Here is a 22,678-nt window from a genome sequence, read left to right as displayed (position 1 = left end):
GCGAAAACCGAACAAGACCGTCTGCACGTATACGATAAGGATTTAAACATGAATAAAAGAAGCGCCGCCAGAAGCCAAAGCAAAGCAAAGAACAGCCACGTTGTATCGCTCCTTCAGCCTAAAGACGCACTGAAAAAACTCATGAAAAGGTTCCGCTCCCTGCAGGCACCGGACGGATACTGGGTTTTCGCCCTTGAAGCCGATGTAACCATTCCTTCCGAATACATCATGTTCAACCGTTTTCTCGGCCGCGAAATGGATAAGGGCCTTGCCGAACGGCTGGGCAACTACATTCGCGCAAAACAGATGCCCGATGGAGGCTGGCCGCTGCACGATCTGGACGGACCGGCAAACATAAGCGCATCCGTAAAGGCATACATGGCCCTGAAGATGCTGGGGGATGACCAAAACGCGGAACACATGGTCCGGGCCAGACGTATTATTCTGGCCAAGGGCGGCGCGGAAACATCCAACGTGTTCACCCGCATCTGCCTTGCCACATTCGGACAGATTCCCTGGCACTGCCCGCCGGCCATGCCCGTGGAAATCGTGCTTCTGCCGGAATGGTTCTTTTTCCACCTGAACAAGGTTTCGTACTGGTCCCGCTCGGTTATTTATCCCCTGCTGATCATCTACGCCAAACGCCCGGTGTGCAGGCTGCGGCCGGAAGAGGCGGTGCCGGAACTTTTCTGCAAACCGGCCGAGGAACACATACATATAGATAAGTACCGCGACAAAGGCTGGCGCAAAAACGCATTCATACTTCTGGACCGCATCCTCAAGCGGACGATGCATCTGATTCCGTCCGGCATCAACAAAAAGGCTATGAAATTCGCGGAAAAATGGACCCGCGAACATATGTCCGGCCGCGGCGGCATAGGCGCCATCTATCCGGCCATGGCCAACGCGGTAACCGCTCTGCACCTGCTGGGCTATGATGAATCGGACCCGGACTACGCACGCGGCCTGCAAGCCGTGGACGACCTCATGATTGATAAATTTCACGTGCCCGAGAAATCACCGTGGGAGCATACCGTTGTTTCAGCCGGACGCGACCTGTCCGCAGCCCCGGAACTCGATATTTCACCGGAACAGGGAACTGCAGGCAATACCAGACAGGCTTTGTGCCAACCCTGCAACTCGCCCATATGGGACACCTGCCTGGCTCTTTCGGCAATGATGGAAGCCGGTGAGGAGCAGAAAAGCCAGTCAACACAACAGGCTGTAGACTGGCTCTGGGGCCAGCAGATTTTCTTCAAGGGAGATTGGAAATCCAAGGCCCCTGCCCTTGCTGGCGGAGGATGGGCCTTCCAGTTCGAAAACACATTCTACCCTGATCTGGACGACACGGCCATGGTGCTTATGGCCTTCTGCCGGGCCGGGGAGCTCGAAAGAAAGGACCGGCGTGAAAATTTCGTAAAGGGTGTCAACTGGCTGATCGGCATGCAGTCCTCCAACGGAGGCTGGGCGGCCTTCGACATAGACAACTGCGCCGAGTACCTGAATGACATACCCTTTGCCGACCACGGCGCACTGCTGGACCCGCCCACATCGGACTTGACGGCCAGAGTAATAGAACTGCTGGGAGTAATCGGTTATGACAAAAGCTTCAGGCCGATAAAAGAAGGCATCGAATTCCTCAAACGCGAACAGGAAGACGAAGGCTGCTGGTTCGGTCGCTGGGGAGTCAACTATATTTATGGTACGTGGTCCGTACTCTGCGGGCTTCGCCAGGCAGGAGAGGACATGAACTCATCCTATGTCTGCAAGGCTGTTGAATGGCTTGAAAAACACCAGAACAAAGACGGCGGGTGGGGTGAAAGCTGCCTGAGCTACAATGACCGCAACTACGCAGGCCTTGGCGAATCCACCGCTTCCCAGACATCGTGGGCGCTGCTGGGCCTGATGGCCGCCGGACGGGTGCACAGTGTGGCAGTCAGCCGTGGTATCCGCTATCTGCTGGACACACAGAAAGAAGACGGCAGCTGGGATGAAAAATATTTCACCGGAACCGGTTTCCCGCGCGTGTTCTACCTGCGCTATCACGGATACTCGCAATATTTTCCCATGTGGGCCTTAGGTGTCTACCAGCGTTTTTCAGCCGAAGAAGACACCAGGCAGATAATGATGCGCCGCAAAAAGCCTCTCGATCTCGGGAGGAAATGGTAACATGTCAGGAAACTCGTTTCTGATTGAGAACAGGGTCCCGGCATACGAAACAGGCCCTGATGACCGCATGCACTGCCACTGGCTGATGTGTCGTCTTCAGGAAGCCGCGACAGCCCACGCGGACAGTCTGGGATTCGGCATTGCGGACATGGCGGCCAGAAACAGCTTCTGGGTACTGACTTCACTGCGCATAGAAGTTGAAGAACTCCCTTTGCGTGAAAAGAAATTCGCACTGGAAACATGGTCCCGCGGGGCTAAAAAACTCCGTGCCTTCCGCGATTTCTGCGGCTGTGACGCATCAGGCAGGGAGATAATCCGCGCCTCATCAGAATGGATGGTTCTGGACTCAGCAACACGAAAACCGGTGCTGGTAGACAAAGCACTTAACCTTAAGGCGCAGGACAAAACGGTTTTTCCAGATGCAATGAAAAGGTTGAGGCCGGGAACTCCGGAAAGGGAAATAAGAACCCTGAAAGTGGGCTACAGTTCGCTGGATGCCAATGGACACGTTAACAATACAGAGTACCTGCGCTGGTCTCTGGACAGCCTGCGCCCGCTCGGATTCGACCAGAACAAAGTCAAATCCATACGCATAGCCTTTCTTTCTGAAGTATTTGAGGGCAACGTGATAAAACTCATGGACTGCGAAAGCCGGGACGGAGGCTTTGAACTGCTCGGAATAAATGAAACCGAGGACAGAGCGGCTTTCGCACTGCAGATCAAATAAATCCTTATTATTCAAAACATGAATTCAAGGCTCAGGACATAAAACCAATGTCCTGAGCCTTTTTGTGTAGGACAATCTGCACCTTCGGTAACTGTAACGCCCTACGCAATAGAAACCAGAGATGGAATTATACAAAGACTGAATAAAGATTGATTAATTGTATAACAAAGATTAAAAGCTCAGCTTAAGACAAATTATGCCGAAATAATTAAATCCAGACATGCACTGGACAGAGGCAGAAAATCAGAATTCTCGTTCACACTGAAAAATTCACACTCAATACTCAAACAGGAGAACCCATGAAAAAATTCAAAATACTTGTCATCTGTGCATTCGTCACGGCTTTCATAACTGCAAATCAGATTCCTGCCCAGGCCGGAAATGACGGTCGCATGGCCGCTGCATACGAATTGATAGATCAGGCAGGACTGATAGATAAATTTATTATCACATGTGATATGATGACATCGAAGCTGGCCGACCAAATGTTCAAAAACGACCCCAAAACCGCTCCATACAGTGATGTTCTTGCAGGGGCGCTTAAGGAAGCGATAAATGAAACTTTAGCCGAACCACAGGTGCAAACCGAACTTAAACAAATGTTTGCCACAATCTACATGGAAGAATTTAACGAGAAGGAATTAAAAGACATTGCCGCTTTCTATAAAACCCCTACCGGCAAAAAAAGTTTGGAAAAATTACCAGCTGTAATTGTAAAATCACAGCAAAGAGGACAGCAGTTTGCCGCAAGGATTATAAAAGCGTCCTTGGAAGAAAAACTTACCGCCAAGCTGGAACAATTACAGAAAGAAGGGAAAATTCCCGCGAAAAAAGACAAGAAACAATAGTCATAAACAATCACCGTCAAAGGCCTGTGAGATAAAACTTCACAGGTCTTTAACGGAGCTCGCAATAATTATCATAAATATCACTGTTGACAATCATGACGACACCGGGAAATTGTTTGTGCGTGTCGAAAACGTTCAGTTCAGCTTTATTTACAATTCCCTCCCCGCAAGGCCGCGAATGCCTTGACTTCTCAAATATAGTCGGATAAAAATACCGCCTTTCGTGCATTAAAAACAATGTGCGCGATTTCTGGCGCTTAAATATTTTTTTTCACCTGAAATCAATAATTACTGCCGATTGGAATGACCCTTCGGCCCTGTTTTGTCAGGTGGACACAATTGAAACGGCCGCCCTCTCGGGGACGGACACAAATTTTCCGCAAAGAGAGATAAGGATATGCAAGTTGCAGGTAAAGAACTTGAGGTTCAGCAGGGTGCGCTTTGCGGCGAGGTTCTCCGGGAGGCCTTGTCCAAAAAGCAGTTCAAGAACGTTGTAGTCGCCAAATGCGGTGACACTCTTCTTGACCTGACCGCCACCGTGCCTGCCGACTGTACCGTCCTTGAACCGGTCATGGGTGACTCTGACGAAGGACTTGCCGTCATCCGCCATTCCACTGCCCACCTTATGGCTGAAGCGGTAAAAAAACTTTTTCCCGCAGCCAAGGTAACTATCGGACCGGCGATAGCAAACGGTTTTTACTACGATTTTGACTACGAACGCCCCTTCACTCCCGAAGATCTGGAAGCGATTGAAGCGGAAATGCTGCGCCGAGTAGGTGCGGACGAAGAATTTTCCTGCGAAGTTCTCTCCAGCGGAGATGCCATCAGCAAATTCGGAGGTATGGGCGAAGACTACAAGGTTGAACTGATCAACGACCTGGGTGCGGACGTAGTATCCGTATACACCAACGGTGATTTTTCAGACCTCTGCCGCGGTCCCCACGTAGCCCGCACCGGGATGATCAAGGCATTCAAACTGCTTTCCGTAGCCGGTGCATACTGGCGCGGGGATGAACACCGCCAGCAGTTGCAGCGCATCTACGGCACGGCTTTCGCCGACCCCAAGGCGCTGAAAAAACACCTGAACCAGCTTGAAGAAGCCAAAAAACGCGACCACCGCAAACTCGGCACTCAGCTGGACCTGTTCTCCGTAAGCCCCGAAGTCGGAGCCGGAATGATCATCTGGCATCCCAAAGGCGCGCTCATCCGCGCTATCATCGAAGACTTCGAGCGTAAGGAACACCTCAAACGCGGCTACCAGTTCGTACAGGGCCCGCTCATTCTCAAGAGAGAACTCTGGGAACGCTCCGGTCACTACGACAACTACCGCGAAAACATGTATTTCACTGAGATTGATGAGCAGTCATACGGCATCAAGCCCATGAACTGCCTCTCTCACATGCTGGTATTCAAATCCAGACTTCGCAGCTACCGCGACATGCCCCAGCGCTATTTTGAACTGGGGGTCGTGCATCGCCACGAGAAATCCGGCGTTCTGCACGGGCTGCTGCGCGTGCGCTCCTTCACTCAGGATGACGCGCACCTCATCTGCCGCCCTGACCAGCTCAGGGACGAAATTATCGGAGTTGCTAAATTCGTCGGCGATGTAATGAACCTGTTCGGATTTGAATATGAAGCCGAAATCAGCACCAGGCCGGAAAAGGCCATCGGTTCTGACGAGGATTGGGAAAGAGCTACAAACGCTCTCACTGACGCACTCAATGAAATGGGACTGGAATATTCCATCAATGAGGGCGACGGTGCTTTCTACGGACCGAAAATCGACATCATCATAAAAGATGCACTTGAACGTCGCTGGCAATGTGCTACAATCCAGTGTGATTTTACCTTGCCAGATCGGTTCGACTTGAGCTATGTGGGCGAGGATGGTGAACGTCACAGACCTGTAATGTTGCATCGGGTCATTCTGGGATCCATCGAACGCTTCATCGGTGTTCTGCTTGAACATACCGGCGGAGCACTGCCTGCCTGGCTTTCCCCCGTTCAGGCAAAAATACTCACAGTCACCGACGCACAGAATGAATTTGCACAAAAAGTCTTGCACTTTCTGCAGGAAAAAGGCATTCGTGCCGAGGTCGACGACCGAAATGAAAAACTGGGCTACAAAGTACGGGAGGCCCAGCTTGAAAAAATCCCGTTCATGTTGGTAGTTGGCGACAAAGAAGTCGCAGCGGAATCGGTCAACGTAAGGGCCCGCGACGGGGAAGACCCCGGACTCAAGTCTCTTGATGATGCGGCAGAGCTTATTTCGACCGCCATTGATGAACCATTCAAACGCGGAGGCATGAGCTATAGCTTTTCAGAGAGACGGTAGGCGTCCCCAACGGGATGACGGTGCCCGCCGAAACGAGCGCATTCGAGTTCCTCAGGTCAGGGTTATTGACGATGAGGGTAACCAGTTGGGAGTTATTCCGACTAAGCAAGCCCTTGAATTAGCACAGGACCGAGGTCTTGATCTGGTAGAGGTTGCAGAAAAGGCAGATCCGCCTGTTTGCAAGATAATGGACTATGGCAAGTTCAAGTATCAGCAGCAGAAGCGCAAGCAGGAAGCCAAAAAGAAACAGACTGTAATTCAGATCAAGGAAGTCAAGTTTCGACCCAAGACAGACGAGCACGATTACCTGACTAAGCTCAAGCACATCCGCCGGTTCCTGGAAGGCGGTGACAGGTGCAAGGTCACGATTTTTTTCAGGGGCCGTGAAATTGTCCACAAGGACAGAGGCCTGGCAGTTCTGGAACGGGTCAAAGAGGATACTCAGGATATCTCCAAAATGGAGCAGGCCCCCAGGTCTGAAGGCCGCACCATGAACATGATGCTGGCCCCTGTGAAAAAATAAAGGTCTTTTCCGGCGTACTGCCGGAATTTCCCAAGGAGGATAAAAATGCCCAAGATGAAAACAAGAAGAGGCGCAGCCAAGCGTTTCACCAAGACCGGCAGCGGCAAATTCAAACGTCGTCGTCAGGGTCTGCGTCACATTCTTACCAAGAAAAACGCAAAACGTAAGAGCAGACTGGGTCAGAGCTCCACCGTCGACAGTGCCAATATCGGCCAGGTCAGACGTATGCTCCCCTACTCCTAATACGCTGTCTGCAAGAACAACAATAATTGAACACTCCAGTTCGCGGAACTACGTTCGTGGCTGGTTTTAGAAGATTCCTGGAGGAATACAATGAGAGTAAAACGTGGTATTGCCGCTAAGAGGCGTCATAAAAAATATTTGAAGATGGCCAAGGGGTTCCGTGGCTCCGGATCCACCCTTTACCGTACCGCCAGAGAGCGTGTTGAACGCTCGCTCTGCATGGCCTACGTCGGCCGCAAACAGCGCAAACGTCAGATGCGCAATCTCTGGATCCAGCGTATCAACGCTGCAGCACGCCTCAACGGCATGTCCTACAGCCGTCTCATTCACGGGCTGTCCGCTGCCGGTGTGATCCTGAACCGTAAAGTCCTCGCCGATCTGGCCGTAAGCGATGCAGCAGCATTCGCCAAAGTGGTTGAGACCGCTAAAGCTCAGGTAAACTAAAGTGTCGGACGTAAAGTCCCTGTTACAGGAACTTGAAGGCCTGGTCCCGGAGTGCGAAGCTCGCCTGGATCAGGCTTCTTCTTTGTCTGAACTGGAAGAAATCCGTGTCGATCTGCTTGGCCGCAAAGGCCGCGTTGCAAAGATCATGTCCGGACTGCCCTCTCTTCCGAATGAAGACAAACCAGTAGCAGGTAAAAAAGCAAACGAGGTTAAGGCCGCTCTCACCGACATAATTGAGGGAAGACAGAGCCAGCTTGAAAAAGCAGCTGCCGCTGAGAGCCTTTCACGTTTCGACCCGACCATGCCCGGCCGCAGACCGCCCGAGGGTTCTCTGCACCCGGTTACCCTTGCCATGGATGAAATCTGCGATGTTTTCATCGGGCTGGGCTTTGAAGTAGTCTCAGGACCGGAAGTCGAAAACGACTGGTACAACTTTGAAGCACTGAACATGCCGCCGGAACACCCTGCCCGCGATATGCAGGACACGCTCTACATTTCCGACTCCATACTGATGCGCACCCATACATCTCCTTTGCAGGTACGCACCATGCTGGCCAATGTTCCTCCTGTGGCAGCCATTGCACCGGGAAAGGTCTACCGTCGTGATTCCGACCTGACCCATACCCCGATGTTCCATCAGATCGAAGGTCTTCTGGTTGACCGGAACGTAAGCATGGCCGACCTGCGCGGAACGCTTACCGCGTTCGTGCAGCAGCTTTTCGGCCCCAAAACAGCTGTGCGCTTCCGCCCCAGCTTTTTTCCCTTTACCGAGCCCAGCGCGGAAGTGGACATTTCCTGCGTTATGTGCGGAGGCAAAGGAACCGTGGACGGGAAACCCTGCCGCGTCTGCAAGCAGACTGGATGGGTGGAAATTCTCGGCTGCGGTATGATTGATCCCAATGTTATGAAAGCAGTTGATTACGATACCGAGAAATTCTCCGGTTTCGCTTTCGGACTCGGCATCGAACGTGTGGCCATGCTCAAATACGGCATCGGCGACCTGCGCATGTTCTTTGAAAACGATGTCCGGTTCCTTGAACAGTTTTCCTGATTATAGATTCGCTGCAACTTGACGTTGACAGCTTCCGGAAGCCCCACAGGGCTGATTTTGAGATATTGATGATTTGATTTCGCCTCCGGCGGGCAAAGGGGCTAACCCCCTCTGCACTCCCTAGCAGGCTTTCGCTCCTGATAAACGGCACATTGCGCAGAGAAGTAAAACAAGCTTCCTTATCAATGTCCACCTTACGGAATCTTTCTTCAATCCATATCCGGATAATTTTAACGTCAACGCCTGGCGAAGCCATAATAAAAGTTTTTGAAGAGTCCAGAGAAACTTTTTACAAAAAATTTCTTTGGCCCCCGGAGGGCCGCCGGAGGCATAAAACCGTAGGCGGCTCACCGGGTAAAACTGTTTTGCTTTCAGATAAATATAAATATCACGCAGTGAGATAAAGACTGCTGGAGGCTCAAATGCTTTTAAGCATGCAATGGCTGCGGGAGTTCGTTCCTTACGAGGGCGAAATCCAGGAGCTTGGCGACAGGCTGACCATGCTCGGCCTTGAGCTGGAAGAAATTTTCAATCCGTTTGAAGCGATCAAGGACATCGTTGTCGGCCATGTTGTGGAGTGCGGCAAGCACCCCGAAGCCGAAAAACTGTCCATCTGCAAGGTTGATGTTGGTGAAGGCGAGCTTCTCGACATCGTCTGCGGTGCGCCGAACGTGGCGCAGGGCCAGAATGTGCCGGTCGCCAAGGTGGGCGTTACCATGCCCGGCGGTCTCAAGATCAAAAAGGCCAAACTTCGCGGAGTAAAATCACACGGAATGATCTGTTCCGAACGCGAACTTGAACTTTCGGACAGCCATGAAGGCATCATGGTGCTCCCCGAAGGTATTAAGCCTGGCGCAAAATTCACCGAAGCCATGAACATGGAAGACACAGTGCTGGATCTGGGTATCACCCCCAACCGTGCCGACTGCCTGTCCATGCTTGGAATCGCCCGTGAAGCCAGCCTCGCTTTCGATATTCCGCTGACCCTTCCGAAGCTGAACCTTACGGAATCCGGCGGCAATGCCAACAACCTGCTCAAGATCGAAATAGATGATCCGGATATCTGCCCGCTCTATCAGGCCAGAATACTTCAGGGAGCGAAGATCGCGCCCTCTCCGGACTGGATACGCTACCGCCTGCTCTCCGTGGGAGTCCGGCCCATCAGCAATATCGTTGATGTAACCAACTACATACTTTTCGAACTGGGCCAGCCCCTGCACTCTTTTGACGGAGATCTGGTCAAGGGTGGCAAAATCCGTGTGGGCTTCGCACCCGACGGAATGAAGTTCACCACTCTCGACGAGCAGGAACGCAAACTTATCGGTTCCGACCTGCTGATCTGGGATGCGGAACGCCCTGTTGCCCTGGCCGGAGTTATGGGTGGGATGAACTCTGAAATCAGCGACAATTCCACCAACGTCATCATTGAATCCGCTGTGTTCAAACCGGCTTTGATCCGCAAGACGGCCCGCCGTCTGGCACTGCCTTCCGAAGCATCCTACCGTTTCGAACGCGGTGTCGATCAGGTGCTGAACACCTATGCCATGGACCGTGCCGCTCAGCTGATGAGCGAACTGTCCGGAGCAAAAGTGGTTTCCGGGGTGGTCAAAAACGAACCTGCTCCGTGGCATGACCGCACCCACAAGTACCGCCATGCCCGCTGCAACGCATTCCTGGGTCTGGAACTTGAACCGGAATTCAGCAAAAAGGCTTTCACACTTATGGGGCTTGACGTTGACGACTCGGATTCCGAATGCTGGAAGGTAAGCACGCCTTCATACAGGCTCGACCTGGAACGCGAGGCCGACCTTTACGAAGAGGTTGCCCGTTACTACGGCATGGACAAAATTCCATCCGTGCTGCCCCGCATATCCAAAACATTCGAATCCTCCGTTGCGGCTGATACTCCGTACGGCTTCAATCGCCGCCTCAAATACTGGGGACGCGGGGTAGGTCTGCACGAAGCCATCAACTACAGTTTTGTGGGAGATGAGGATCTGGACCTGCTGGGTCTCCCGAAAGAAGGCCGCGTCAACATCGCCAACCCTCTTAGCGAAGACCAGAATGTTCTGCGCACCGAGATCGCTCCCGGTCTGCTCGGCACCGTCAGACACAACATAGCTCAGGGCAACTCGCATATCCGTATTTTTGAGATAGCCAAAAAATTCCTCAAAGACCCGGAATCCGATACCGAGACCAGAGAACAGTCCCGTCTGGGAATAATGCTTACCGGCTCACGCAGCAAGGCCGAATGGCCGAACGAGCACGGCGATGCCGATTATCTTGATGTGAAAGGACTTGTCGAGCATCTGCTGGTCAGCCTTAAACTGGGTGAAGCGCAATTTTCTCTCGCAGAAGAAAGCAGCTACCTCGAACCGTGTGTCAAAGTATCGCTGGGTGACAGGGAAATAGGAATTATCGGAATGGTCACACCGGCCATTGCCGACAAATACCACGCCAGAAAGGAAGTATGGATGGCCGATCTGAATGCTGATCTGCTGCGCGAACTTGTAATGGCGCATAAAATCCAGTTCTCTTCCCTGCCGGTATTTCCGCCCTCCAGACGCGATGTGACCGTTATCGGTCCGATATCCCTGCATGCGGAAACCATCAACAAGGCAATCCTTGATCTCAGACTGCCCCTGCTGGAATCCGTGGAACTGGTCAATGTCTTTGTTCCCGAAGGACAGGACGAGGAACGCAATCTGTCGTTCCGCCTGACCTACCGCCATGGACAGAAGACCCTGACCGACAAGGCTGTAGACAAGGAACACGCAAAAGTTCTTGCTGCCCTTGAAAAAGCTCTTCCGATCAGGTTCTAGCCTCCGCAAGTCATAGCAATAAATCACCCCCTGTGCAGCGCTCGTTGTGCAGGGGGTTCTTTGTAGGAAAAATCTCCGGCAACACCGCTAATAGATTATTACTGTGAAGCTTGCCGTATTCCTGCTCATCGGCTGGACTTTGCCTCCATCTCCTTGTAATAGATGTGATCTACATAAAAATAATCAGATTTTATACATAGGAATAGAAATGGCCAGAAAAACAAAGGAAGAAGCCGAAAAAACCCGCCAGGCTCTGCTGGATTCGGCTTTCAAGGTATTCAGCGAAAAAGGTTACGCCAAAACAACGCTGCAGGATATAGCTCAGGATGCAGGCGTTACCAGAGGAGCAGTGTACTGGCACTTCAAGAACAAGACAGATCTTTTCGAAAAACTCTTCGACTGTGCGTTCATGCCGGTCCGTGATCTGCTGTTCAGCAAATTTGAAGAGGACCTGTCTCCGAAGGAAATGCTTGCCGGGCTCATGAGAGTCTGGATTCTGCATGCCGGCGGAGATAATAATTTCAGGGCCGCCTTTGAGATAATGTTCAATAAAACAGAATGGTCCGAGGAACTCATGCCCTTTAAAATGAAGTTTCGGGAATATGAATACAAATTCATCAAACGGGCTGAAAAGATTATAGAACAGGGACAGGCAGACGGTGTATTCAGGGAAGATCTGGTCCCCGAAGTAGCTGCTGCGCAGTACTTTTCCATTCTTCTGGGACTGGTTCAGTACACGCTCATTTTTCCCAAAGAAGTTGATATTGAAAAAGAAGTTGAACCTTTAATAGCGATGTTCATGAACTCATGTTTAAAAGAAAACTGATTCTGTTTGTCACTGCAGTTCTGCTGCTTGTCTCGTCTGCCGCATTCGCAGGCGAAAAAGGACTGTTCCCGCAAAGCGAGTTCAAACTCGGCTACGAGGGAATGTACATGTATTACGATGAGCCGGACATAATGCATGAAAAAGGATTCCTCAACGGCGGATTCGGTTCCTGGACAGGATATTTCTCCGAGTACAATATCATGGCCAATGCGGAGCTTGAAGGGCTTATGGGATCGCTGAAGTATGACGGCCAGTACAGTGACGGCACCAAGGCTACTGCGGATAATGACGATTATTTCATCAGCGGCAGGGCCACCGTGGGAATGGGTTTTGATTACGGCAACACCGGAATAACGCCCTACACCGGAATCGGGATGCGCTACTGGTACGACAAGATAAAATGCTCCGGCGGTTATGAACGCAAAATCAGCCAGTACTATCTTCCGCTCGGCGTCAATATCCTTACCAGAATGGACGACGGCTGGTCCATAGGCGGTACGCTCGAAGCGGACCTACTGCTTGGCGGTACCGTTAAAAGCAAGCTTTCACAGGTAGGCTCTTCCTATGAAGACGCCGAAAATACGCAGGACTTCGCATCCGGTGGCGGCGGACGCATTTCCGCATTCCTTGAATATGACTTTACGAACTACGCACTGGGGTTTGAGCCCTACTTCCGCTACTGGTACATAGGTGAATCGGACAAGGATAATGTCCGCTACGGAGCAGGCAACGCAGATGTTGTCGAGCCCGAAAACAAATTCTACATGTCCGGGGTCAGGATATACGTCAAATTCTGATATCCTGATTAGATAATTTCATGTGGAGGCCGGGCGTCTGTAGGATTGACCTTTTCCGCCCTGCCGGACATGAAGCCTGAACAGACAAGAAACGGGCCGCGATATTAAATATAGCGGCCCGTTTTTCATATTTAAACCAGCTGGGATTCCAAAGGGTCGCGGCCCCTTTGGCCGCCGGCGGCGAAATCAAATCATAAGAAACGCGAAGCGCTTCAAATAATAAAAACAGGCTTCCTTAAATCTGAAACTCTCCGGACTTGTATATGACGACCTCGCTGCCGTCTTTGAGTCTGGCGTAGACAGTCTTGTCCTGAGTATTGACCAGATCCCAGTGCAACGCGGATGTGTTGTAGCCGAGTTCATCCTTGCGGGACTCGTCCAGTTCTTCCTGATCCCCGGCATAAGTATCGGCATAGGAAGCGCCGACAGCAACATGGCAGTTTCCGAATTCACCACCGTAGTTTTCATCATAGAGGGTGTTGGCCATAAACTTGTCTATGCGGGAAAAACGACGGTCGGTAAGTGAAAATTCGCCAAGACGGGAAGCCCCGATATCCATGGCCAGTTGTTTTTTAACAAACTCCTCGCCTTCCTTTGCACTTATCTGTGTTGCCACACCGTCCTCGAAAACGAGCCTTACGCCTTCCACGTAGTTCCCGGACCGGAATGAGGGCTGATCGGCATAGTACACACCGGATGTGCCCCGCCAGTCAGGGGATATGAAGAGTTCAAAGCTCGGAATATTGTGCCCGGATACACCTATCCACTGGCGCAACTCGCCGTGCTTTACCACCAGATCCATATCCTCGGTAACCACACGGTACGATTCTATGCCCAGGCCGTTCAGCCAGGACTTCACTTCTGCGGCCTTCTCGAATACTCCGTTCCAGCACGCGGCCGGATCTTCCTCGTCAAGATAGCAGGCTTTGACTATCTGCGCGGTGAATTCCTCAATGGACAGTCCTGCGGATTCGGCCATGGCCTTTGTGGGATAGGAACAAAGGGTCCAGCCCAGTTCGCCCTTCTGCTCGCGCACTTCCATTATGTCGCGCAGAACCTTGCGGGCCACAGCGCATTTTCCCATGCGGGAGGGATCCACTTCGGCAAGGTGGGTCAGGGAAGCCGGTGCCAGCAGCACAATAAGTCCATGAAGATTGTCGGTGAACTCCTTGTCACCCGGCGCAATAAATTCAAGCTGGTCATCGTTCCCAAGACCGTAAAAACTCTTTTCCATGTCCGGGCTCAGCGAAAGACGCGGAACCGGATTCATTCCCTTTTCAATAAGGTGGCGGAACATGACCTCGGCAAGCGGCTGTGCCTCCGCTTCGTAACGGATTAAAATCATATCGCCTTTTTCGTAAGGCTTTGTTCTGGCGGTTGTAAGTCCCCACCACAGGGCATCAACATATTTCTCAAGCTGTTCCTTGCTCAGCATAGCTACTCCTGAAAAATTCGGCTAAAATTACTGGTAAAGAATTCTATTAAATAAATGCTCCGCCAAAGTCACCATTCTGCGGCCCTAAAAATATCTTTCGTCAAATGTATTTAAATTCACGGTTTAGCCGAGCCGAAAACGATGGCAGGTTTATTGTATTTTTCCCCGATGTGTTCTTGACATGGACAGGTGTTGTGGATATCCCAATTCCAATAGCCCTGTGTCGGGGTATAGACCGGGATTGTCCGGCAAAACCTTAAGAATATATACTGCGTCGCCGTATGGCATAGTGTACGCAGGCGATCAGTGGCTGAAAAAATCAATCTTTTGGAGGGTAACACTATGAGCTACGTTATCACTATTGATACCGACAAATGTAACGGCGACGGCGAATGCGTTGACGTATGTCCTACCGAAGTTTACGAACTTCAGGACGGTAAGGCTGTAGCAGTAAACGAAGACGAATGTCTCGGCTGCGAATCCTGCGTTGAAGTATGTGAGCAGGGCGCTATCACTGTTGAAGAGCAGTAAGAAGCTCTTTTTCAGCAGAAAGACCGAAAAGGCGGGAATCATGGGTAACCGGATTCCCGCCTGCTCTTTAATTGACGGATGCAATCCACAGCAATAATTTGATCCTGCCGGTGTCTAGATTCCATATTCGCCTGTCTCCCCCTTCCAATTTTTTGCGCCGCAACGGTTTTCTACTCGTACCGGGACGGAAATTCATTCCGCATGCTGCACACATGAAAGAACCGTTGATTATTTTCATGCAGGCGATTGACTGCTGGACTTTAAGACTTAGTTTATTTGAGTTTACGCTTTTTTCGCGTCATGCTCTCCGGTCATATACGTTTTAGGGAGGTTTTACTTTGGAGTTCAAAGAAGTTTTTGAAAAATATGAAGCTCTTGTCGCAGAGGTGGACAAGGCCTTCAATAAAATCGCTGAACAGACAGACGGCGGCATCAAATGCGGGAAAGGATGCAGCGACTGCTGTCACGCCCTTTTCGACCTTACACTTGTGGAAGCCGTTTACCTGAACCACAAGTTCAATGAAAAATACAGCGGTATGGAACGCTCTGACATCATGCAGAAAGCGGACGTTGCCGACAGGCAGGTGCACAAGATCAAAAGACGCGCTTTCAAAGCAAGCCAGGCCGGGAGTTCCGCAACTGAAATTCTCAGGGAAGTATCACTGGCTCGTGTCCGCTGCCCGCTCCTGAATAAGGATGACCTCTGCGCAGTTTACGAATCCAGACCCCTTACCTGCCGTATTTACGGCGTACCCATGAATATCGGAGGAGAAGCACACTCCTGCCAGAAATCAGGATTCGCACCGGGTAAATCATACCCCACAATGAATATGGATACCCTGCAGTCCAAGCTTATGGAATTAAGCGAGGAACTGGCTGCATCCGTAAACTCAAGCCTGCGGGAACTGCCCGAAGTGCTGGTTCCGGCATCCATGGCCCTGCTTACCGACTATACTCCGGAATATCTGGGAGCCAACACAGGTGAAAAGGTTGAAAAACCGGCTCCGGCCAAGGCTCCGTCCGAGGCGTGCAGCACATGCAATGAAGACAAATCGGCATGCGCCACCTGCAACTACTCCGTTGAACTCGGTGCTGCGCCGAAACAATAACCCCAGTTCGTTTACGCAGAGGAGCTATCAAGTGGCCAACCCCAGCCTGGAAGAAATTGAAGAACAAAAGCGGATCATGTACGAAAAACTGTCGCCGCGTCGGCGCAGGTTTGTTGACAAAATCGGATATGATGAATGGGATCCGTTCCAGTTGCCTTTCGACCCTATCGATATGCGCAAAGACATTACCGGAAGAACTTCCCAGCAGCTCTGCGAGGAATTTGTCCGCGAAGTCAAGGCGAACCGCAACTCCGAGTATGCTCAGGCAGCGGCTGAGTTCGGAGTAATGCTGGCCATGAACTTCGAAAGAGTCCGCCCCATTTTTGACTTTTGTGTATGGTATAACGAACTGCTTGAAAAAGAAGGCAAAAAGGTTTGATCCCCTTCACGGCAGTACGCCCCGGCCACGACGGCAACAGAACTTTTGAAATATTATGAGGTGATTCCGTGCAGAAATTTGATAATCTTGATGACTATATAGCAGACCTGAAAAAGAAACAGGAAGCAAGTCCCACCTGCAGCAACACCCGCTACAATCTGGGTGTGGCATATCTTGCAAAACGGGATTTCATGGAAGCGGAACGCGAGTTTCTCGCCGCCATCGATGAATCTCCCAAAATGGCCGAAGCCTACGTTCAGCTCGGCGGAATTGCAATGCAGCGCGGCGACCTTGACGGCTGCCTGCGTTACAACATATCCGCCACACAGCAGCGCCCCTTCTTCGCCGTCCCCTGGGGCAACATCGGCTATGTTTACATGCAGCAGGGTGAAGTGGACAAGGCTATCAAAGCCTTGAAACGCGCCGTCAAATACGACCCCAACTTCATCCAGGCCCTGTCCACACTCGGCAGTGCCTACTACAATGAAGGAGAGATAGACGACTGCATGGAAGTATGTGAAAAAGCCCTGAAGCTTGAAGAAAACTTCGGCCCTGCCTGGAACAACCTTGCCCTGTGCTATGTTGAAAAGAAAGACTACAAAAAAGCCGTTGAATGTGTAGACAAGGCCATAAAAACCGGCTTTGAAGTATCTGCCGACTTTCTCAAGGAACTGGAACAGTACCGCTAGAGTCGCAACCGGCAGATAAAATCCGGTGCCTACAGACAGTCTCGGTCAAACGAATTTCTTTCATGACCGGAAAAAACAAATAGGCCGCCCGGATTAACATATTATCAGCAAAAGCCTCCTTCTCTTCAGGAAGGAGGCTTTTCTCTATCTGCCGGCCACAATAATTTTTCAGCGCCGATACCTCTCGTAATTTACGGTGATCTGATTTATATTCGGACCTACAGGCCAATTACAATCATTAATCTTTCCAATCCTGAACCTGGATATTGAAAATGCACACTCCACAACCATTCCCAAGACATCTGCTTTCTCCGTGCGGCCTGGACTGCTCCCGCTGCGTAGGCTGCGCCGAAGGCACTGTTTCCAACCATGCAAAGAAAATAGCAGAGATTCTCGGTCCGAACTTTGAAGTATACGCTCAACGCCTGGAAAGCTTCAATCCGGCCATGAGTCACTACGCGGAATTCCGAGCACTTCTGGAAAGCCTGGCCGCACCGAAATGCGGCGGTTGCAGATCCGAAACCAGAATATGTCTGCCACAATGCAAGGTGGAACAATGCGTACGGGAACACGAGATCGAATTCTGTTTCCAATGCAGAGAATTTCCGGACTGCGGAAAGACCGGGTTGCCGGAAAATCTGCTGGGCAGATGGCAGCGGAACAACCAGCTCATGCAAAAACACGGCGTGGATGAATTTATAAGATTCCAGGCCGATAAACCGCGTTATCCCTGAGACGGATCAGGCACATGTTTAATCCCGCACACCTGCTTAATCTGGGTGGAACAATCTGTTTTTTGGTAGCGATACTGCACGTGGCCATTATAATCGCAGGCCCTGCCGCCTACCGCTATTTCGGTGCAGGTGAAGACCTGAGTTCAATGGCAGAACGAAACTCCAGCATCCCGGCGCTGGTTACCGCATTCATAGCCACGGTAATCGCCACATTCGGACTTTACGCCTTTTCCGGAGCAGGCGAAATCCACAGACTGCCCTTTCTGGGGCCGGTGCTGCTGCTGATCGGCACAATCTTCGGCCTGCGCGGACTTGCGCTTCCCCTCCAATTGTACTTTGTTATGACCGGATCTCGCAGGGTGCAGCCCAGGGAGATTGCCTTCTCCTTGGTATCGCTGCTGACAGGTTTCTGTTTTCTTTACGGGACAAAACTGAACTGGGACTTTATATTCAACTGATCACGCCACCAAATACAACAAAATCACAGGCACCCCGCACGGAATAAAAATCCGGTTCAATCGGGAAAACAAACCTGAGAACCACTGAAGCTCAATGATTTTCACCGGACTGGGTCTGCAGGCGTTATAGACAAAGGGAGGCCCGACCTGTTAACTGTAACAGATACACGAGCACAAGGATTGCCGGAAGTTACAATCAATCAAAAAAAATCCGGCAACTGTTGTTTTTTTATATTTCTTTGATATTCTCCACTCGTACAGATAACACCGGAGGACGAAATGTCACTCAGCGCACTAGCAGGAAAGCCGGCACCGGCTGAAATCCTTGAAAACATACCAAAACTTGTCTCGGCCTACTATACCGTCAAGCCTGATCCTTCCGTAGACTCCCAGCTCGTGTCTTTCGGGACTTCCGGACACAGAGGATCATCGCTGGACGGTTCATTCAACGAAGACCATATCCTGGCCATAGCTCAGTCGATTTGTGAATACAGAAAATCCATGGGCTACACCGGCCCGCTCTACATGGGTAAAGACCCGCACGCCCTTTCCGAACCGGCACAGATTTCCGCGCTGGAAGTCTTTGCCGCAAACGGCGTCACCGTTCTTATCAACGACAAGGGATATACCCCGACACCGGCAATTTCTCACGCCATCCTGAGGTACAACAAAGTACGCAAGGACGGTTTTGCCGACGGCGTTGTAATAACTCCATCGCACAACCCCCCGCGGGACGGAGGATTCAAATACAACCCTCCGAGCGGCGGGCCTGCCGGAACGGCCGTAACCAGCACCATACAGAACAGGGCCAACGAAATTCTGAGGAACGGTCTCAAGGATGTCAAAAGGATACCGAGAGGCAGGGCCATGGCCGCGGAGACAACCCGCGAATATGATTTCGCCACACCCTATATCAACGACCTTGAAAACATCGTGGACATGGAGTCCATTGCTGCGGCAGGACTTAGCATCGGGGTGGACCCTCTCGGCGGCGCAGCCATAGATTTCTGGGAACCCATTGCGGAACGCTACAAACTCAACCTGAGTGTCGTGAACAAGAAACTTGATCCCATGTATGCCTTCATGCACGTGGACAAGGACGGCAAAATCCGCATGGACTGCTCTTCCCCCTATGCAATGGCCGGATTGATAGAACTCAAGGACAAATTCGACATCTCTTTTGCCAATGACCCGGATACCGACCGCCACGGGATAGTCACCAAGAGTCGCGGACTTATGAATCCGAACCATTACCTTTCCGTTGCCATAGAATACCTGTACAAGAACAGGCCCCAATGGCGGGAAGACCTTACCGTGGGCAAGACTCTGGTTTCAAGCTCCATGATAGACCGGGTGGCAAAATCCATAAACAGACCGCTTATGGAAGTACCGGTCGGTTTTAAATGGTTTGTAGACCCTCTTTTTGCCGGGACATGCGGATTCGGCGGAGAAGAAAGTGCCGGAGCATCATTCCTGCGCAAAGACGGCACGGTCTGGACTACGGACAAAGACGGAATCATAATGAACCTCCTTGCCGCAGAAATAACCGCGACCACCGGGAAAGATCCGGGAGAACATTATACCGCCCTTGAAAAAGACTTCGGAAGTCCGGTTTATAAACGACTGGATACTCCAGCCACTGAGGAACAGAAAAAAGCCTTCAGCATCCTTACTCCTGAAATGGTCCAGGCCAAGACCCTTGCCGGAGAAAAAATTGAGGAACGGCTGACCGCTGCTCCGGGTAACGGCGAAGCCATCGGCGGACTGAAGGTGGTCACTGAAAACGGATGGTTTGCAGCACGCCCTTCCGGCACGGAATCAATATACAAGATTTACGCGGAATCATTTAAAGGACTTGCCCATCTCGTGGCAATTCAGGAAGAAGCGGCGACCATTGTCAACGCTGCGTTCAAGGTCGCATTGAAATAAGAAGTGATTAAAAAAATAAACCAATAAGGGCTGCGGGAATCCTCGCAGCCCTTATTGGTTTCGAATTGAAAAAAATTACCTTGCAACAAACTATGCCGGGCAGATCTGGAGAACAACGGACCTCGGCACATGTCGCGCCCTCGCCCTGTTACTGTTCGGTGGTAGCCAGCGCAGTTCTGATCTTTTGCGACTGCTCCCTGAAACGCTCCAGACAGTAGTTGACGGCATTCGGATCATCAGCCAGAACGGCCTTTTCCAACTCCATTGCAACAACCCGTGCGTGCGGAGCGCAAATCGCCGCGCAACTGCTCTTCAGGGTATGGGCAATCCTGCGCGCGGTGTCCCGGTCGTCAGCGCTCCAGGCGTGATCAAAACTTTTTATCTCGTCTTCAACATCGGTGAGAAACATGGAACATAATTCGGAATAAAGCTCGGAATCTCCGTGATACATGTCGGACGCTTTTTCCAGATCTAAAATCGGAGCCGTCTGGACTCCGCTGATGACCTCAACCGCAGGTTCCTCCGTCCTTGTTTTCATAGTATCCTGAACAATCCGATGCAGTTCATTATACCGTACGGGTTTTGCTATGTAATCGTTCATGCCGTACTTAATACATTTTTCCTTGATTCCGGACATGGCATGAGCCGACATTGCTATTATGGGGACATCCCTGTTGGCCTCCCCTGCAATGCCCATCCGAATATTCCTGGATGCGTTGAAACCATCCATTTCAGGCATTTCAAGATCCATCAGGACAAGGTCCACAGACAGCCCCGGCAGCATACTTATTGCTTCCACACCGTTACCGGCAACCGTTACACTGTGTCCCATCTTGGTCAGAAGGCTGGTGGCCACTTTCACATTTATGGGGTTGTCCTCAACCAGCAGAATGCTGACCTTGCTGTCGGCTCTGGAAACAGTCTTCTTTTCCTTCCCGTTGGATATAAGGGTTGAAGGATCTCCGGGCTGCAAGAAAACCGTAAAGGTAAAAACACTGCCGCACCCTTCGGAACTGCGCACTCCGATCTCGCCCCCCATCATCTCCACCAGTTCTCGGGAAATGGCGAGTCCGAGTCCGGTTCCCCCGAACTTTCTAGTGGTGGTGTCGTCGGCCTGACGAAAACTTTCAAAAATAACGGCCTGCTTATCCTCTGGTATGCCTATGCCGGTGTCCCTTACGGAAACCTGCAGCAGCACCTGCCCGGAATGAATGCATCCGTCCAGAGTTGAAACCTGAACGAAGATTCCGCCCTGATCGGTAAATTTGAGCGAGTTGCCGACCAGATTGTACAGAATCTGTTTCAAACGCCCTTCATCGCCGCAAACCACTTCAGGCACATCTTCATCAAGATCCAGACTGAGAACCAGCCCTTTATCCTTTGCCTGCTGCTCCATGCTTTTCACCACGGCATACAGGGCTTCGCTAAGGCTGAAGTCGTTTTTCTCAAGCTTCAGCATCTTTGCTTCAACCTTGGAAAGGTCCAGAATATCGTTAATAAGGGTCAGCAATTGCGAGGCGGAAACGCGTACAATATCCAGATTCTCAACCTGCTCGGCAGTGAGTTCCGAACGCAGGGTCAAATCGGTCATCCCGATAACAGCGTTCAGCGGGGTGCGTATCTCGTGGCTCATGGAAGCGAGAAAACGGGATTTAAACCGATTGGCCTTTTCCGCGGCATCCCTGGCCTCGATAAGCTCCCTCTCCATATTCTTGCGTTCGGTTATTTCAATAAAAGACGCAACCGCCCCGCCGGATTTCCCGCGCATGGGGGTCACCTCAAGCATATACCATGAAGCTTCCGCTCCGGCCTTATGCTCAATGGAATACTCATGCGAAAACTTACCCGTGCTACCGGTGATGACTGACCTCACCCCCTCAAGCAGGGCGTCAAGGGATTCCGGCATGCACCCGGATTCGGCAATGGCTTCCGCAAAATCACGACCGGTAATATCGGTCTCGCTCTGGCCGGGAATAAAAAGAGCACGCCAGGACTCATTGGTGGCCATAATCTTCAAATCAGGACCAAGAACCGCGATTTTAGCCGCCATGGAAGATAGAACCGAACTGAGTTGCTCTTCATGGGAAACAAGTTTGCGGTGGGCTGCATCAAGCTGGCGGGATTGCAGCAACGTGTTCTCATAGGTAGTAAGCAGCAAATGAAAAACCTGACTGAAATCGGCCCGTAAAACATGTTTTTCACCATGAAAATCAAAACTTACTTCCTGTGTTGCACGCTGATCCAGATCAAACCGGCCGTCTCTCAGCACAGAATTGATACGGCCCAGCAGAAAATCTTCATCATAAGGCTTGGTTACAAAGTTGGTGGCTCCACTTTTCAAGCCCTTGATAATATCTCCCGGATCGGAAAGGCTGGTCAGCAGAATAACCGGAACATTACCGTAGTTGGAATTGCCGCGGATACTCTCGCACAATTCGTAACCATCCATACCCGGCATTATTACGTCGCTTATAACCAAATCTATATTTTTGCCGGCCATAAGTTCAAGGGCATCTTCACCGGTTGACGCAAGTGATACCGTGTACCCTTTGCCAACCAGAAAGAACTCAAGCTTGACTGCCTGTGTAAGACTGTCCTCAACTATCAGGATATGGCTGTTTAACACTAC

At 51.2% G+C, this 22,678-nt stretch carries 20 protein-coding genes; 18 read left to right on the top strand and 2 right to left on the bottom strand.

Annotation, left to right across the window (positions count from 1 at the left end):
• Positions 1–48 precede the first annotated feature (48 nt).
• The 11 genes from shc (at position 49) to ACKU4E_RS01830 (ending at position 12,785) form a co-directional block, all read left to right on the top strand.
• Positions 49–2,169 (top strand): squalene--hopene cyclase, encoded by a 2,121-nt coding sequence (gene shc / locus ACKU4E_RS01880; RefSeq protein WP_320169395.1) that lies wholly within the window; start codon positions 49–51, stop codon positions 2,167–2,169.
• Between the two features lies 1 nt (position 2,170).
• Positions 2,171–2,896, top strand: a complete 726-nt coding sequence (locus ACKU4E_RS01875; RefSeq protein ID WP_320169394.1) for an acyl-ACP thioesterase domain-containing protein — start codon at positions 2,171–2,173, stop codon at positions 2,894–2,896.
• 299 nt (positions 2,897–3,195) lie between these two features.
• Complete coding sequence (locus ACKU4E_RS01870; protein WP_320169393.1) at positions 3,196–3,744, top strand: DUF2059 domain-containing protein; 549 nt, start codon at positions 3,196–3,198, stop codon at positions 3,742–3,744.
• 397 nt (positions 3,745–4,141) lie between these two features.
• Positions 4,142–6,079 (top strand): threonine--tRNA ligase, encoded by a 1,938-nt coding sequence (gene thrS / locus ACKU4E_RS01865; RefSeq protein ID WP_320169392.1) that lies wholly within the window; start codon positions 4,142–4,144, stop codon positions 6,077–6,079.
• Positions 6,057–6,602, top strand: a complete 546-nt coding sequence (infC, locus tag ACKU4E_RS01860) for a translation initiation factor IF-3 (RefSeq protein ID WP_320172604.1) — start codon at positions 6,057–6,059, stop codon at positions 6,600–6,602. Before thrS ends, infC begins: the two co-directional genes overlap by 23 nt.
• Before the next feature lie 45 nt (positions 6,603–6,647).
• Positions 6,648–6,845: a 50S ribosomal protein L35 gene (gene rpmI, locus ACKU4E_RS01855; protein ID WP_320169391.1), complete on the top strand. Its 198-nt coding sequence runs from the start codon at positions 6,648–6,650 to the stop codon at positions 6,843–6,845.
• A 90-nt stretch (positions 6,846–6,935) separates the two neighbouring features.
• On the top strand, positions 6,936–7,289 hold the full coding sequence (gene rplT / locus ACKU4E_RS01850; RefSeq protein ID WP_320169390.1) for a 50S ribosomal protein L20: 354 nt from the start codon (positions 6,936–6,938) through the stop codon (positions 7,287–7,289).
• A 1-nt stretch (position 7,290) separates the two neighbouring features.
• Positions 7,291–8,340 carry a phenylalanine--tRNA ligase subunit alpha gene (locus ACKU4E_RS01845; RefSeq protein ID WP_320169389.1) on the top strand — a complete coding sequence of 350 codons (1,050 nt, stop codon included), beginning with the start codon at positions 7,291–7,293 and terminating at the stop codon, positions 8,338–8,340.
• A 422-nt stretch (positions 8,341–8,762) separates the two neighbouring features.
• Positions 8,763–11,162: a phenylalanine--tRNA ligase subunit beta gene (pheT, locus tag ACKU4E_RS01840; protein ID WP_320169388.1), complete on the top strand. Its 2,400-nt coding sequence runs from the start codon at positions 8,763–8,765 to the stop codon at positions 11,160–11,162.
• 208 nt (positions 11,163–11,370) lie between these two features.
• Positions 11,371–11,988: a TetR family transcriptional regulator gene (locus ACKU4E_RS01835; RefSeq protein WP_320169387.1), complete on the top strand. Its 618-nt coding sequence runs from the start codon at positions 11,371–11,373 to the stop codon at positions 11,986–11,988.
• A complete protein-coding gene (locus tag ACKU4E_RS01830; RefSeq protein WP_320169386.1) occupies positions 11,970–12,785 on the top strand; it encodes a hypothetical protein in 816 nt (271 codons plus the stop codon). The genes ACKU4E_RS01835 and ACKU4E_RS01830 overlap by 19 nt, the downstream gene beginning before the upstream one ends.
• A gap of 235 nt (positions 12,786–13,020) precedes the next feature.
• Here the strand turns inward: ACKU4E_RS01830 and ACKU4E_RS01825 are convergent, their stop codons facing one another.
• Positions 13,021–14,220 (bottom strand): aminopeptidase, encoded by a 1,200-nt coding sequence (locus ACKU4E_RS01825; protein ID WP_320169385.1) that lies wholly within the window; start codon positions 14,218–14,220, stop codon positions 13,021–13,023.
• Positions 14,221–14,562: 342 nt separating this feature from the next.
• On the opposite strand from ACKU4E_RS01825, the gene ACKU4E_RS01820 reads away from it, so the two are divergent.
• The 7 genes from ACKU4E_RS01820 (at position 14,563) to pgm (ending at position 20,049) form a co-directional block, all read left to right on the top strand.
• Entirely contained in the window at positions 14,563–14,751 is a 189-nt protein-coding gene (locus ACKU4E_RS01820) for a ferredoxin (RefSeq protein ID WP_320169384.1), read from the top strand.
• Between the two features lie 338 nt (positions 14,752–15,089).
• A complete protein-coding gene (locus tag ACKU4E_RS01815; RefSeq protein ID WP_320169383.1) occupies positions 15,090–15,860 on the top strand; it encodes a YkgJ family cysteine cluster protein in 771 nt (256 codons plus the stop codon).
• 76 nt (positions 15,861–15,936) lie between these two features.
• A complete protein-coding gene (locus ACKU4E_RS01810) occupies positions 15,937–16,239 on the top strand; it encodes a hypothetical protein (protein WP_320172603.1) in 303 nt (100 codons plus the stop codon).
• Between the two features lie 68 nt (positions 16,240–16,307).
• Positions 16,308–16,928 carry a tetratricopeptide repeat protein gene (locus tag ACKU4E_RS01805; protein WP_320169382.1) on the top strand — a complete coding sequence of 207 codons (621 nt, stop codon included), beginning with the start codon at positions 16,308–16,310 and terminating at the stop codon, positions 16,926–16,928.
• A gap of 272 nt (positions 16,929–17,200) precedes the next feature.
• A complete protein-coding gene (locus tag ACKU4E_RS01800) occupies positions 17,201–17,662 on the top strand; it encodes a DUF3795 domain-containing protein (RefSeq protein ID WP_320169381.1) in 462 nt (153 codons plus the stop codon).
• A 14-nt stretch (positions 17,663–17,676) separates the two neighbouring features.
• Entirely contained in the window at positions 17,677–18,120 is a 444-nt protein-coding gene (locus ACKU4E_RS01795; RefSeq protein ID WP_320169380.1) for a hypothetical protein, read from the top strand.
• A 279-nt stretch (positions 18,121–18,399) separates the two neighbouring features.
• Positions 18,400–20,049, top strand: a complete 1,650-nt coding sequence (gene pgm, locus ACKU4E_RS01790) for a phosphoglucomutase (alpha-D-glucose-1,6-bisphosphate-dependent) (protein WP_320169379.1) — start codon at positions 18,400–18,402, stop codon at positions 20,047–20,049.
• 148 nt (positions 20,050–20,197) lie between these two features.
• Here the strand turns inward: pgm and ACKU4E_RS01785 are convergent, their stop codons facing one another.
• The gene (locus tag ACKU4E_RS01785; protein ID WP_320169378.1) at positions 20,198–22,675 is read right to left on the bottom strand and encodes a response regulator; all 2,478 of its coding nucleotides are present in this window, start codon (positions 22,673–22,675) and stop codon (positions 20,198–20,200) included.
• Between the last annotated feature and the right edge of the window lie 3 nt (positions 22,676–22,678).

The sequence above is a fragment of the Maridesulfovibrio sp. genome (assembly GCF_963677005.1).
Taxonomy (GTDB): domain Bacteria; phylum Desulfobacterota; class Desulfovibrionia; order Desulfovibrionales; family Desulfovibrionaceae; genus Maridesulfovibrio.
This window is presented reverse-complemented; position numbering and strand designations above follow the sequence as displayed.

What these genes read in the sequence shown, in the direction of transcription:
- pheT (WP_320169388.1), top strand. Translation starts at nt 8,763, where the DNA reads ATGCTTTTAAGCATGCAATGGCTGCGGGAGTTCGTTCCTTACGAGGGC.
- ACKU4E_RS01820 (WP_320169384.1), top strand. Translation starts at nt 14,563, where the DNA reads ATGAGCTACGTTATCACTATTGATACCGACAAATGTAACGGCGACGGC.
- ACKU4E_RS01800 (WP_320169381.1), top strand. Translation starts at nt 17,201, where the DNA reads ATGCACACTCCACAACCATTCCCAAGACATCTGCTTTCTCCGTGCGGC.
- pgm (WP_320169379.1), top strand. Translation starts at nt 18,400, where the DNA reads ATGTCACTCAGCGCACTAGCAGGAAAGCCGGCACCGGCTGAAATCCTT.
- rplT (WP_320169390.1), top strand. Translation starts at nt 6,936, where the DNA reads ATGAGAGTAAAACGTGGTATTGCCGCTAAGAGGCGTCATAAAAAATAT.
- shc (WP_320169395.1), top strand. Translation starts at nt 49, where the DNA reads ATGAATAAAAGAAGCGCCGCCAGAAGCCAAAGCAAAGCAAAGAACAGC.
- ACKU4E_RS01825 (WP_320169385.1), bottom strand. Translation starts at nt 14,220, where the DNA reads ATGCTGAGCAAGGAACAGCTTGAGAAATATGTTGATGCCCTGTGGTGG.
- ACKU4E_RS01795 (WP_320169380.1), top strand. Translation starts at nt 17,677, where the DNA reads ATGTTTAATCCCGCACACCTGCTTAATCTGGGTGGAACAATCTGTTTT.
- ACKU4E_RS01875 (WP_320169394.1), top strand. Translation starts at nt 2,171, where the DNA reads ATGTCAGGAAACTCGTTTCTGATTGAGAACAGGGTCCCGGCATACGAA.
- rpmI (WP_320169391.1), top strand. Translation starts at nt 6,648, where the DNA reads ATGCCCAAGATGAAAACAAGAAGAGGCGCAGCCAAGCGTTTCACCAAG.
- thrS (WP_320169392.1), top strand. Translation starts at nt 4,142, where the DNA reads ATGCAAGTTGCAGGTAAAGAACTTGAGGTTCAGCAGGGTGCGCTTTGC.
- ACKU4E_RS01830 (WP_320169386.1), top strand. Translation starts at nt 11,970, where the DNA reads ATGTTTAAAAGAAAACTGATTCTGTTTGTCACTGCAGTTCTGCTGCTT.
- ACKU4E_RS01870 (WP_320169393.1), top strand. Translation starts at nt 3,196, where the DNA reads ATGAAAAAATTCAAAATACTTGTCATCTGTGCATTCGTCACGGCTTTC.
- ACKU4E_RS01835 (WP_320169387.1), top strand. Translation starts at nt 11,371, where the DNA reads ATGGCCAGAAAAACAAAGGAAGAAGCCGAAAAAACCCGCCAGGCTCTG.
- ACKU4E_RS01810 (WP_320172603.1), top strand. Translation starts at nt 15,937, where the DNA reads ATGTACGAAAAACTGTCGCCGCGTCGGCGCAGGTTTGTTGACAAAATC.